The following is a 13,009-nucleotide window of genomic DNA, read 5'->3' as shown; positions in this document are numbered from 1 at the left end:
ACGCTGGCGGCGTGACCAGTGATCTCTCCGCGACGCCCCGCGAGCAGCTGCTCGACCTCATCCGCGAGCTCGCCGTCGTGCACGGCCGGGTGACGCTCTCCTCGGGCAAGGAGGCGGACTACTACGTCGACCTGCGGCGGGTGACGCTGCACCACCGGGCCGCGCCGCTCATCGGGCACCAGCTCCTCGACCTCCTCGAGGAGCGCGGTCTCGGGACGGCCGAGGTCGACGCCGTCGGTGGGCTGACCCTCGGGGCCGACCCCATCGCGACCGCGCTCCTGCACGCCGCGGCCTCGCGCGGGCAGGACCTCGACGCGTTCGTCGTGCGCAAGGCGGCCAAGGCGCACGGCATGCAGCGGCAGATCGAGGGCCCGGACGTCGCCGGCCGCAAGGTCGTCGTGGTCGAGGACACCACGACGACGGGCGGGTCGCCGATCACGGCGATCGAGGCCGTCCGTGCCGCGGGCGGGGAGGTCGTCGGTGTCGCGACGATCGTCGACCGCGCGACGGGCGCGGGCGAGAAGATCGAGGCGCTCGGCGTGCCGTACCACTTCCTCTTCAGCCTGGAAGACCTCGGCCTGGCCTGAGCCCGGCCCGATCCCGGTCCTCCCGCCGTCCTGACGACGCCCCGTGGCCGCGCCACGGGGCGTCGTCGTGCGAGCAGCCGTGCGACGAGGCGCGCGTCACACGGAGATAGGTCAGGCTTACCTTGCTTTGGTGAGGCGAGCCTTATATGGTCCGTCACGACGGAGCGTCAGAACGCTCCGCGTCGTCGGTCCCGCTCCCGCCGGGACCTCGCCCGGACCAGCACGGGAGACCTTGTGCGCACTTCATCGTCGAGACGCGTCCGCCGCGGCCTCGCCTCTTTCCTCGCCGCGGCCCTCGCCGCCGGCCTGACCGTCGCGGGCGCGGGGGCCCCCGCGCAGGCGGCCCCGACCGACGTGACAGGCGGCTCGGCCACCTGGAACTTCGTCGACTCCTGGACGTCCTACGTCACCGGCCCGATCGCGCAGGGCACGGTCACGCCGGCCCTCCAGGGGGGCCAGTCCTCCTACGGCCCGGCGTCCGGCACGTACGACGACGCGTCCGGCACCGGCACGGTGCGGCTCGGTGGCGCGACCCGCTACCAGGGCCACCACGGCGCGCTCGACGTGACCGTCTCCGACCTGCGCCTCGACCTCACCGGCCCCACGACCGGCGTCCTCCACGCCGACTTCGCGGGCACGGTGAACGCCGGGGCGGGCGACGGTGCCAAGGTCGCGGACGTCGCCGTGTCGGCGACGCGCGACGGCGACCAGGTGACGTTCGTGGCGAACGGGACCGTCGCGGCGTCGCTCGGCGACGTCTCCTCCTACTTCTCGTCGTACGCGGGCAAGCCGATCGCGACGCTGACCGCGCGCGTCGAGTCGCCCGAGCCGGCGGCCCCGGCGCAGGCGACGACGACCACGCTCGCCGTGACGCCGGCGGGCACCTCCGTCGCGGGCACGACCGTGACGCTCGCCGCGACCGTCGCGCCCGCCGCAGCGGGCACGGTCGCGTTCCGTGACGGCAGCGCCGTGCTGGGCACCGCGCCGGTGGCCGACGGCGTCGCGCGCCTGGAGACGGCGAGCCTCGCCGCCGGTGCGCACGAGCTCAGCGCGACCTTCGACCCGGCCGACCCGGCGGCCTTCGTCGCCTCGACGTCGGCCGGTGTCGTGCACTCCGTGACCGCCGCCGAGCCCGAGCCCGAGCCCGAGCCCGCGGTGGACCCGGAGGTCACCGTCTCGCCGTCCGCCCCGGTGGACCCGGCGGTGGAGAACACGTTCACGATCTCCGGCACCGGCTTCGTCGGCGCGGGCGCGGCGAACGGTGCGTACGTGCTCCTCGGAGACGCCTCGATCTGGGACGGCAGCGGCCCGCTCGTCGCGAGCGGCTGGCTCGCCCAGGGCTGGGTGATGCCGCAGCAGGTGCGCGCCGGTGCGTTCACCACGACCCTCACCGTCCCGGCGGGGAAGCTCGACCCGGCCAAGGAGTACGTCGTCGCGACATCGGCCGCGCACGGCCTCTCGGCGACCGACCGCAGCCTCGACACGTTCACCTCAGTCTCGGTGCAGGGCGCCACGACCCCGGAGCCCGGCTGGGAGCCGTCGATCGAGCTGTTCGCCGCCGACGGCACCACTCCGCTCGGCGACGCCCCGGTGCGCCCGGACGACACGATCGTCGTCAAGGGCTCGGGCTTCGACCCGGAGGCGAACGTCGCGCCCGCCGGAAACCGCCCGCCGATCTCCGGGGGCGTCCCCGCCGGTACCTACGTGGTGTTCGGCAAGTTCGCGCCGGAGTGGCGGCCGTCGCAGGGCGTCGCGTCGTCGGCGCGCAAGGCCGGGTCGCAGCAGTGGGCGCTCTCGTCCGCGGCGCTCGACCAGGTCGACCCGCGCTACCAGAGCGCGATCCGCGGCCAGTGGGCCGAGCTGTCCGAGGACGGCACGTTCACCGCCGAGCTCGTCGCGAGCGAGCTGGAGCTCGAGGGCGGCCGCTACGGCGTCTACACCTACGCCGCCGGCGGCACCGTCAACGCCGCCCAGGAGCTCTACGCGCCCGTCGCGTTCACGACCGAGCCCGCCGCCCCCGTCTGGGAGCCGGAGATCGCGGTCTTCACGGAGGACGGCGTGACGCCGCTCGGCGACGCCGAGGTCTCGGTGGGAGACACGATCGTCGTCCAGGGCTCGGGCTTCGACCCCGCGGCGAACGTCGGTGGCCGCGGCGTCCCGATCCCGGCGACGCTGCCGCAGGGCACGTACGTCGTGTTCGGCAGCTTCGCCGAGCAGTGGCGTCCGTCCGAGGGCGCCGCATCGTCGACGCGCAAGGTCGGGTCCCAGGCGTGGGCCCTCGCCGAGCCGGTGCTCGACCAGGTCCCCGCCCAGTACCAGTCCGTGATCCGTGCGCAGTGGACGGACATCGCCGAGGACGGCACGTTCGCGGCACGGCTCGTGGTGAAGGACCCGGGCCTGCTCGACGGCGGCCGGTACGGCGTCTACACGTACGGCGCCGGCGGTGTGACCAACGCGGACCAGGAGCTCTTCGCTCCCGTCGCGTTCGACACCCCCGCGTCGCTCACGGTGACGCCAGCCACGACGACGGTCGAGGCCGGCAGCACCGTGCGGCTCTCCGTGAGCGGTCTCGTCGACGGTGACGCCGTCAAGGGCGTGACGTTCGGCGGCAAGGCTGCGACCTTCTCGCGTGACGGCGCCACGATCCTGCTCGCCGTCCCGGCCGACGCTGCCGCGGGGCCCGTCCCCGTCGTCGTGACGTCGGAGCTCGGCGTGACGGGCAGCACGACGCTCACCGTCACGGCCCCGGCTCCGGAGCCCACGCCGACGGTGACGGTGTCGCCGTCGGCGCCGGTGGACCCGGCGGTGGAGAACACGTTCACGGTCTCGGGCACAGGGTTCGTCGGCGACGGCGCGCGGTTCGGCGCGTACGTGGTGGTCGGCGAGAAGTCGATCTGGGACGGCTCGGGCCCGCTCGTCGCGACGGGGTGGCTCCAGCTCGGCTGGGTCATGCCGCAGCAGGTGGTCGACGGCGCGTTCACCACGACGCTGACGGTCCCCGCGGGCTCGTTCGACCCGTCGAAGGAGTACGTGGTCGCGACGTCGGCGGCGCACGGTCTCTCGGCGACCGACCGCAGCCTCGACACGTTCACCCCGGTCGCGGTGCGCCAGCCCGCGCCGGAGGCCCGGCCGACCACGACAGCCCTTGCCTCCTCGGCGACCTCGGCCGTCGAGGGCACGGCCGTGACGTTCACGGCGACGGTCACCCCGAAGGCGGCCGGCACGGTCCGCTTCACCGCCGGGGACACGACGCTCGGCACGGCGACGGTCGTCGACGGCGTCGCGTCGTACCGGGCGACCGGCCTCGCCGCGGGGAAGCACGTCGTCTCGGCGACGTTCGTGCCCGCGGACCCGGCCGCGTTCGTCGGCTCGGTCTCGGCTCCGGTCACGGTCACGGTCACCGCGAAGCCGACCGCTCCGACGACGACGGGCGCCCTGACCTGGGGCGTCAAGGAGTCGTTCCGCAGCTACATCGTCGGACCGGTGGCGAGCGGCGGGGCGACCGCGACGAGCGGTGCGAGCGTCGTCGACGGTCTGTTCCGCTTCGGCCAGGCCGACGGCGGCACGTGGACCTCGGCCTCGGGGCGTGGCACGGCGAAGTACACCGGCACGGTCCGCTTCACGGGCCACTCCGGCGCGCTGGACCTCGCGCTGACGAACCCGGTCGTCGACGTCACCGGACCCGGTGCGGGTCGCCTGCTCGTGGACGCACGCTCGACGGGGCTCGACGGCTCGACGTTCGACCGCAAGGGCGTCGTCGTCGCCACGCTCGCGCTCGGTGCGCCGACGACGAGCGCGGACGGGGCCGTGACCTACACGAAGGCTGCGGCGACGCTCACGGCAGACGGCTCGCTCGCGTTCTCCGGCTTCTACCCGGCGGGCACCGCGCTCGACCCGGTGACGTTCACCGTCGGCGCGGCGTCGACCGCCCCCGGTGACGGCGGCACCATCGGCACCCCGGGCACCGGGACGCCGGGGACGCCGACCGACCCGGCGAGGGCGACGCTCTCGGTGGCGCAGGCCCGTCCGGGTGACGAGGTCACGATCAGCGGCGTCGGGTTCGGCGCGCACGAGGCGGGGATCCGCACGGAGATCCGCTCGACGCCGCGCACGCTCGCGACGGGTGTCACCGCGAACGCCGGCGGCGCCGCGAGCTCGACGGTGACGATCCCGAACGACGTCGCCCCGGGCGAGCACACGCTGCTGCTGATCGGCGCGGACCACACGGCGTCCGCGCCCCTCACGATCGTCGGTGCCGGCACGACCGGCACCGGCACGGGCTCGGGCAGCGCGGCGGAGCAGTGCTTCGCGCAGGGCGTCAACGGTGCGACGCTCTCGTGGGGCGTGAGCGACCGGTTCCGCGCGTACGTGACGGGTCCGATCGCGAAGGGCTCGGTCTCGACGAGCGGCGTGCAGGACTCCGGCTCGGCGTTCGCGTGGAGCGGCGGCAAGGGCTCGTTCAACACGGACCTCGGCAAGGGGCGCGCGAGCTTCGGCGGCTCGGTGTCGTTCTCGGGCCACGAGGGCATCCTCGACCTGCGGATCAGCAACCCGCGCGTCGTCGTGGACGGGTCGTCGGGCACGCTCGTGGTCGACGTCCAGAGCAGCGACATGGAGGGCAACAAGTCCTCGTCGAGCGGCGTCGCGTTCGCGAGCCTGGACCTGTCGGGCAAGAAGTCGACGTCGGGTTCAACGATCACGTGGAGCGGCGCTCCCGCGACCCTCACGGCCGCCGGGGCGAAGGCGTTCGCCGGGTTCTACGAGGCCGGCACGGCGCTCTCGCCCGTGACGTTCAGCTTCCCGGTCGGCGGCGACGTCGAGTGCGACGCGTACTCCGGTGCGCTCGCCTCGACCGGGACGGACGCGGGGAGCCTCGCGCTCCTCGCGGGGACCCTGCTCCTCGCGGGCGGGGCGATCCTCACCGTGCGGCGCCGTCGCGCGGGTCGCGTGCCGGCGGTCGCGACCGCCTGAGCCACCGCCCACGCACGACGGCGCCCGGTCACCCTACGAGGTGACCGGGCGCCGTCGTGCGTACGGGCTCCCTGGGGCCGGTGGACCGGCAGGACCGGCCCCGGCGGGCACTCAGACGAGGTCGACGAGGTCCGCGACGGAGTCGACGACCTTGCTCGGCCGGAACGGGAACCGGTCGACGTCGGACATCTTCGTCGACCCCGTCATGACGAGGTACGTGTACAGCCCGGCCTCGATGCCCGCGACGACGTCGGTGTCCATCCGGTCGCCGATCATCGCCGTCTTCTCCGAGTGGGCGTCGATCCGGTTGAGCGCGGAGCGGAACATCATGGGGTTGGGCTTGCCGACGAAGTACGGCTTGCGCCCCGTCGCGGCGGTGATCATCGCCGCCACCGCGCCCGTCGCGGGCAGCGGGCCCTCCTGGGACGGGCCGGTCGTGTCCGGGTTGGTGCAGATGAACCGCGAGCCGCCGAGGATGAGGCGGATCGCCTTGGTGATGGCCTCGAACGAGTACGTGCGCGTCTCGCCCAGCACCACGTAGTCCGGGTCGGACTCGGTGAGCGTGTAGCCCGCCTCGTAGAGCGCCGTCGTCAGCCCCGCCTCGCCGACCGCGTACGCGCTGCCGTTCGGGACCTGGTCGCTGAGGAACTGGGCGGTCGCGAGCGCCGAGGTCCAGATCGACTCCTCGGGGACGTCGATGCCCGACGTCGCGAGGCGCGCGCGCAGGTCGCGCGCCGTGAAGATCGAGTTGTTCGTCAGGATGAGGAACGGGCGGCCCTTGTCGCGCAGCGCCCGCACGAACTCCGGTGCACCGGCGATCGCGTGGCCCTCGTGGACGAGCACGCCGTCCATGTCCGTCAGCCAGCTCGTGATCTCGCGTGTCATCTCAGGCGTCCTTCCCGTCCTTCTCGTGCCCGACGGCGGTCGTGCCCTCGGTGACGGCGTGCTCGCCGCCGGTTCCTGCCGCGTCGGCCGCGATCTGCGCCTCGAGCGCCGCGGCCCGCTTCTCGGCGCGGCGCCCGCGCCATACCTCCACGATCATCGGGACCACGGAGAGGAACACGATGAGCAGGACGAGCGCCTCGATGTTGTCCTTGACGAACGTGATGTTCCCCAGCAGGTAGCCGAGCCACGTGAGGCCCACGGCCCACAGCAGCGCGCCGAGCGCGTTGAACCCCACGAAGTGCCGGTAGTGCATCTTGCCGACGCCCGCGGCGACCGGCGCGTAGGTGCGCACGATGGGCACGAAGCGCGCGATGACGATCGTCCGGCCGCCGTACTTCTCGAAGTAGGCGTTGGTCTGGTCGATGTACTTGCGCTTGAAGAACCGCGAGTCCGGCCGGTCGAACACCTTGGGCCCGACGGTGCGCCCGATGAGGTACGCCGTCTGGTCGCCGAGGAACGCCGCCGCGAAGAGCAGCGCGAGCAGCACGGGCAGGCTGATCTGGAGCGAGTCCTGCGCGACGAGCGCGCCCGCGGTGAACAGCAGCGAGTCGCCCGGCAGGATCGGGAACAGCAGGCCGGTCTCGATGAAGATCACGACCACGATGCCGACGAGCGCGGCGTCGCCGAAGCGCTCGATGAGCGTCATCGGGTCCATCCAGTCCGGGCCCAGCGCGGCGACGGGTCCCGCGGCGCCGAGGCCCGCGGCGTGCGCGGCACCGGGCAGGGCGGAGGCGAGCTCGGCGAGGGTGTTCACGGGTCACCAGCGTAGTGGGGCCCACCTGCCCGTCCGGGACGCCGCACGTGCTCCCGTGCTGCGCTCCCGCGCGGACGGCCCGCGGCGGCGGCACGGTGCCGGGCAGAATGTCCGGCATGGCGAGCATCGCGGTGGTGGGCGGGACCGGTGCGGCGGGTCGCGCCGTCGTGCGGGAGGCCGCCGTGCGCGGCCACGACGTGCGGGTGCTCTCGCGGCACGCGCCCGACGGCGTCGCGCGGGTCCCCGGGACGGCGCACCACCGCGTCGACCTCCTCGGGTCCGACGACGGCGCGGTCGCGCTCGCGCTCGACGCGGCGCTCGCCGGGGTCGACGCGGTGGTCGACGCGAGCAACGGGACGTCGCCCGGGGCGATGAAGGTCTTCACGGTCGGCGCGCGCCGCCTCGCCGGGGCCGCGCACCGCGCGGGTGCCGGCCGCGTCGTCGTGCTCTCCATCGCGAACGTCGACCTGGGTGACTACGGGTACTACCGCGCGAAGGCCGGGCAGGAGCGGGTCCTGTCGTCAGGGGGCGTCCCGACGACGGTCGTGCGCGCGACCCAGTTCCACGAGTTCCTGGAGATCTTCCTCGGACGCGACGGGCGGCTCGGGCGGTGGGCACGCCTCGGCCTGCTGCCCGTGCCGCGCGGGGTGCGGTTCCAGCCGATCGCGCTCGCCGACGTCGCCCGGGCGCTCGTCGACGCCGCCGAGGGGACGCCGCCTGCGGGCGCAGTGGCAGGACCCGGCCCCGCCGCGACCGTGACGATCGGCGGCCCGGAGGTCCTCGACGCGCGCGACATGGCGCGCGCGTGGCGCACCGCGCACGGCTCGCGCCGCCCCGTCGTCGGGGTGCCGCTGCCCGGCCCGCTGGGCGAGTTCTTCCGTGCGGGCCACAACCTCGTGCCCGAGCACCGCTACGGGACGCTCACCTACCGCGAGTGGCTCCGGGAGCGCGCGTGACGCCGTCCGACGGGGTGCGCGCGGAGCCGCCCGAGGCGCGACCCGCCGCCGGGTCCGACGGCGAGCGCACCGACGAGCGCGCCGAGGAGCGCGAGGTCGGGGTCGGGCCGTGGCCCGGCGGGCCGGACGCGTGGCCGCGCGTCCCGGACCCCGGGGGCCCGCCCGGGGCGACCCGACTCGACCCTCGCTACGACCCCGAGCTGCTCGCGCACGGCGACCGGCGCAACGTCGTCGACGCCTACCGCTACTGGACCGTCGAGGCGGTCGTCGCCGACCTCGACGCGCGTCGCGACCCGGCGCGCTCGCTCCACGTCGCGATCGAGAACTGGGCGCACGACCTCAACATCGGGTCCGTGGTGCGCACGGCGAACGCGTTCAACGCGGCGGGCGTGCACGTCGTCGGGCGACGCCGGTGGAACCGCCGCGGCGCGATGGTCACCGACCGCTACCTGCACGTGCACCACCACGCCTCCGTCGACGACCTCGCGGACTGGGCCGCGGGGGAGGGGCTGCCGCTCCTGGGCGTCGACAACCTCCCGGGCTCCGTCCCGATCGAGGGGTACGCGCTGCCCGCGTCGTGCGTGCTGCTCCTCGGCCAGGAGTCCACCGGGCTGACACCCGAGGCCGTCGCCGCGTGCCGTGACGTCCTGCACATCACCCAGCACGGCTCGACCCGCTCGATCAACGCCGGGGCGGCGGGCGCGATCGCCGTGCACGCATGGGCCGCGCAGCACCTGGCCCCGGGCGGCGGCGCGAGGTAGAGGCGTGGTCACCGGGCGACCACAGGTCGAACGGCCCTGACGCCCGCGCTGTCATCCATGCCAGACTTTGACCCGACAGTCCACCCCGCACGACTCCACAGGAGCTTCGCATGCCCATCGCTACCCCCGAGGTCTACGCCGAGATGATCGACCGGGCGAAGGCAGGCTCGTTCGCCTACCCGGCCGTCAACATCACCTCGTCGCAGACCATCACCGCCGCGCTCCAGGGCTTTGCCGAGGCCGAGTCCGACGGCATCATCCAGGTCTCCGTGGGCGGCGCCGAGTACGGCTCGGGTTCGACGGTCAAGGACCGCATCGCCGGTTCGCTCGCGCTCGCGGCGTACGCGCGCGAGGTCGCGAACAGCTACCCCGTGCAGATCGCGATCCACACCGACCACTGCGTCAAGAAGAACCTCGACTCCTGGGTCCGTCCGCTCCTGGCCCTCGAGGCCGAGCAGGTGAAGAACGGCGGCCTGCCGACGTTCCAGTCGCACATGTACGACGGCTCGGACGTCCCCCTGGACGAGAACCTCACCATCGCGGCCGAGCTGCTCGAGCTCTCGCAGGCGGCGCGCACGATCCTCGAGATCGAGGTCGGCGTCGTCGGTGGCGAGGAGGACGGCCACGAGGCCGAGATCAACGAGAAGCTCTACACCACGGTCGAGGACGGTCTCGCGACGATCGCGGCGCTCGGCACGGGCGAGAAGGGCCGCTACCTGACGGCCCTCACGTTCGGCAACGTGCACGGCGTGTACAAGCCGGGTGCGGTCAAGCTCCGCCCGGAGATCCTCAAGGAGATCCAGGAGGCCGTCGGCGCGAAGGTCGGCAAGGCGAACCCGTTCGACCTCGTCTTCCACGGCGGCTCCGGCTCCACGGCCGAGGAGATCTCGGCGGCGGTCGACTACGGCGTCATCAAGATGAACATCGACACCGACACGCAGTACGCGTTCACGCGTCCGGTCGTCGGCCACATGTTCTCGAACTACGACGGCGTCCTGAAGGTCGACGGCGAGGTCGGCAACAAGAAGGCCTACGACCCGCGCGCCTGGGGCAAGCTGGCCGAGGCCGGCATGGCCGCCCGCATCGTCGAGGCGTCGCAGCAGCTGCGCTCGGCGGGCAACAAGATCCGCTGACGCCCGCAGGAGCCGGCTCGCCGCCGGCTTCGGGTGCACGAAGGCCCCCGGTCCGCGAGGACCGGGGGCCTTCGTCGCTCTCCGGCGTGAGGGAGGTCGGGCGCCCTCAGTCCGCGGTGGTACCGCCGTTTCCCGGCGGCTCGTCGAGATCGAAGCCGGGGTCCACGTCGACGATGTCGAGCAGCTCCCCGATGCGGGTCACCTCGAGGAGGAACCGGACCGTCGGCGGGGCGCGCAGGACGCGGACCCGGTGCGGGCCGCGCGAGGCGAGGCGTGCGAGGAACGCCACACCCGACGAGTCCATGAAGGTCACGTGGTGCGCGTCGATCTCGACCGGGAGGCCGGAGTCCTCCGCCGCGGCGGTCGCCTCCTGGAGGTCGGCGCCGAGGTCGGCGTCGATCTCTCCGGAGAGCACGATGCGGGCCCGCGTCGTGCCCACGATGACGTGCACGCTCGCCGGGTCGCCCGCCCCGGCGGGGTCGCCGGCGACGCCGACCGGACGGTCGGCGGACGAGGGTGTACCTTCGCGCACCGGCGCTCCTCTCTGCGTGGTCCCGACCCGTTCCGGTCTCGGGAAGCACCAATCTACGGTTGAATGTCCAGTCGGGACAGTAACGCGACCGTGGCGTCGGTTTCCAGACGATCGACGCACGGACCGTCGGAGGTGACGATGGGCAGCTCGCCGGGGCTCGGCACCGACCTGCCCGCGCACGTCCAGGAGCTGTGCGCGCGCGCGATGGAGGGCACCGGTGTCGCGATGTTCGTCACGGGACCGCGCGCGGACGAGATGCCGATCGTGTGGGTGAACGCCGCGTTCGAGCGCCAGACCGGGTTCGCCGCCGCCGAGGTCCTCGGCCGCAGCCCCCACGTCCTCGAGTCCCTCCTCGCCGAGCCGGTGGACGCGCAGGAGCTGCGTGCGGCGATCGCGGAGGAGCGCGAGGTGACGCACACCGTCCGCGCCCTGCGCCGCGACGGCTCCCCGGTGTGGACGCAGCTCTCGCTCGCCCCGCTCGCCGCCCCGGACGGCACCGTGACCCACTGGGTCGGGGTGCAGGTCGACGTCTCCGAGCACCTCGAGCGGTACGCGGCCCAGGTCGCGTCGCTCGCGCTCGAGCGGCGCGAGCGCGCGGTGCTGGACGTCGTCTCCCGCAGCTCCGACCTCCTGGCCGACCTCGACCAGCCCTACGCGCTGCGCGACATCACCGAGCTCCTCGCCGGGTACGTCGTCGACTGGGCCGGCTTCTACCTCAACGACGACGGCCTCCGGTACGCGGAGGGCGTCGACACCGCCGCGCCTCCGAGCGGGCGCGGGCAGCGGCACGGCCGCTACACGCCCGGGGCGTTCCCGGTCGCGCCCGGCCTGCACACGACCGACGCCCTCGGTGACTCCGCCGCCGTCACCGGGTCGGTGCCGCGCGTGCGCCTCGTGGACGTGCCGGACCGCGTCCAGGACGTCCTCGACGGGCGCATCGAGGGCCCCGTGACCCTCGACCTCTCCGCCACGTACCCGCAGTGGTCGGCCTCCGGCTGGCTCCAGCGCGACCTGCACCACCGGCTCTCGGGCCTGCCGCACCGGCCGGGCTCCGTGACGGTCACCGCCGTCCCGGGACGGCGGCGCATCCTCGGCCTGCTCGTCACGGGCGACGTCCCCGACGCGGCGCTCCACGGGCTCGGCACGGAGGCCGAGGCGCGCGAGGGGGTGCGCACGCTCCTCCAGATCATCGCGCGCCGCGCCGGCACCGCGATCGACAACGTGCGGCTCTACGCGCGCGAGCACCGGCTCGCCGAGACGCTCCAGCGCGCGATGCTGCCCGAGCAGGCCGACGTGACCGGCCTCGACGTGTGGACCTACTACGCGCCCAACTCGGAGCACGCCCAGGTGGGCGGCGACTGGTACGACGTGCTCCAGATCGCGCCCGACGTCGTGGGCCTCGTGATCGGCGACGTCGTGGGCCACGACGTCGAGGCGGCGGCGGCGATGGGCCAGCTCCGCTCGGTCGTGCGGTCGTACGCGTACGAGCTCACGACGCCCGGGCCGGTGCTCGAGCGCGTCGACCAGCTCGTCCAGGGCATGCGCATCCCGCGCTCCGCGAGCCTCGTCTACGCGGCGCTCACCCAGCCCGACGCCGAGCAGCCCGACGACGCGTGGCGCATCGAGTACTCGCGCGCCGGGCACCTGCCGCCGCTCCTGCTGCGGGACGGCACCGTGACGCAGCTCGACGACGCCGGGGGAGCGCTCGTCGGGTTCGGCGGCCGGAGCCGGTCGACGGGCGTCGCGGCGCTCGCCCCGGGCGACACGCTCGTCTTCTACACCGACGGCCTCATCGAGCGCCGGGACCGTGCGCTGCGCGTCGGGCTCGAGGCGCTCGTCGCCGCGTCCGAGGCCGTCACGGCCGTCGACGCCGCGGGCGTGGGCGAGGAGCTGCTGTCCCGCCTCGCGGACGCCCCCGAGGACGACGTCGCGCTCGTCGTCGTGCGCATCCCCGACCCGGTGCACGACGCGTCGGCGGTCGTGCTGAGCCCGCGCAGCCGCCGGTGGCTCCTGCCGAGCGAGCCCGCGTCCATCGGGCGCGCGCGGCACGCCGTCGTGCGCACGTGCCAGGCCTGGGGCGTGCGCGACAGCGCGAACGCGGAGCTCGTCGTCTCGGAGCTGGTGGCGAACGGCGTCCTGCACGGGTGGGGGCACCTCGCGCTGCGCCTCTTCGACACCGGGGACGGCATCCGTGTCGAGGTCGAGGACTCCAACCCGGCGCCGCCCGTCCCGACGGACGGGCACCCGAACCGCATGGGCGGGTTCGGCATGCAGATCGTCGAGCGGCTCGCGGACTGGGGCTGGCGTCCGACGGCGTCGGGCAAGCTCGTCTGGGCCACGCTGCGCCCCTCGGGGCGGTAGGACCGCTCG

Annotated in this window: 9 protein-coding genes; 6 read left to right on the top strand and 3 right to left on the bottom strand. The window is 74.1% G+C overall.

Annotation, left to right across the window (positions count from 1 at the left end; translation table 11 throughout):
• The first annotated feature begins 11 nt into the window (after positions 1 to 11).
• Complete coding sequence (gene pyrE / locus AC6CH9_RS02260; RefSeq protein WP_375822652.1) at positions 12 to 587, top strand: orotate phosphoribosyltransferase; 576 nt, start codon at positions 12 to 14, stop codon at positions 585 to 587.
• Between the two features lie 234 nt (positions 588 to 821).
• Complete coding sequence (locus AC6CH9_RS02255; RefSeq protein WP_498153453.1) at positions 822 to 5,558, top strand: HtaA domain-containing protein; 4,737 nt, start codon at positions 822 to 824, stop codon at positions 5,556 to 5,558.
• Positions 5,559 to 5,669: 111 nt separating this feature from the next.
• Here AC6CH9_RS02255 and AC6CH9_RS02250 read toward each other — a convergent pair whose 3' ends face one another.
• Positions 5,670 to 6,443, bottom strand: coding sequence for an HAD-IIA family hydrolase (locus AC6CH9_RS02250; protein WP_498153452.1), 774 nt, complete (start codon positions 6,441 to 6,443; stop codon positions 5,670 to 5,672).
• 1 nt (position 6,444) lies between these two features.
• The gene (locus AC6CH9_RS02245; protein ID WP_498153451.1) at positions 6,445 to 7,257 is read right to left on the bottom strand and encodes a VTT domain-containing protein; all 813 of its coding nucleotides are present in this window, start codon (positions 7,255 to 7,257) and stop codon (positions 6,445 to 6,447) included.
• 116 nt (positions 7,258 to 7,373) lie between these two features.
• Here AC6CH9_RS02245 and AC6CH9_RS02240 point away from each other — a divergent pair, with 116 nt between their 5' ends.
• The 3 genes from AC6CH9_RS02240 to fbaA all read left to right on the top strand — a co-directional run bounded on the left by AC6CH9_RS02240 (position 7,374) and on the right by fbaA (position 10,107).
• Positions 7,374 to 8,213, top strand: coding sequence for an SDR family oxidoreductase (locus AC6CH9_RS02240; RefSeq protein WP_498153450.1), 840 nt, complete (start codon positions 7,374 to 7,376; stop codon positions 8,211 to 8,213).
• A complete protein-coding gene (locus AC6CH9_RS02235; protein WP_498153449.1) occupies positions 8,210 to 8,974 on the top strand; it encodes a TrmH family RNA methyltransferase in 765 nt (254 codons plus the stop codon). The genes AC6CH9_RS02240 and AC6CH9_RS02235 overlap by 4 nt, the downstream gene beginning before the upstream one ends.
• A gap of 110 nt (positions 8,975 to 9,084) precedes the next feature.
• Complete coding sequence (fbaA, locus tag AC6CH9_RS02230; RefSeq protein WP_498153448.1) at positions 9,085 to 10,107, top strand: class II fructose-bisphosphate aldolase; 1,023 nt, start codon at positions 9,085 to 9,087, stop codon at positions 10,105 to 10,107.
• 106 nt (positions 10,108 to 10,213) lie between these two features.
• Here fbaA and AC6CH9_RS02225 read toward each other — a convergent pair whose 3' ends face one another.
• Positions 10,214 to 10,639 carry an STAS domain-containing protein gene (locus AC6CH9_RS02225; RefSeq protein ID WP_498153447.1) on the bottom strand — a complete coding sequence of 142 codons (426 nt, stop codon included), beginning with the start codon at positions 10,637 to 10,639 and terminating at the stop codon, positions 10,214 to 10,216.
• A 138-nt stretch (positions 10,640 to 10,777) separates the two neighbouring features.
• Here AC6CH9_RS02225 and AC6CH9_RS02220 point away from each other — a divergent pair, with 138 nt between their 5' ends.
• A complete protein-coding gene (locus AC6CH9_RS02220) occupies positions 10,778 to 13,000 on the top strand; it encodes a SpoIIE family protein phosphatase (protein WP_498153446.1) in 2,223 nt (740 codons plus the stop codon).
• Positions 13,001 to 13,009: the final 9 nt, after the last annotated feature.

This window comes from Cellulosimicrobium sp. GQ32 (assembly GCF_059758455.1).
This window is presented reverse-complemented; position numbering and strand designations above follow the sequence as displayed.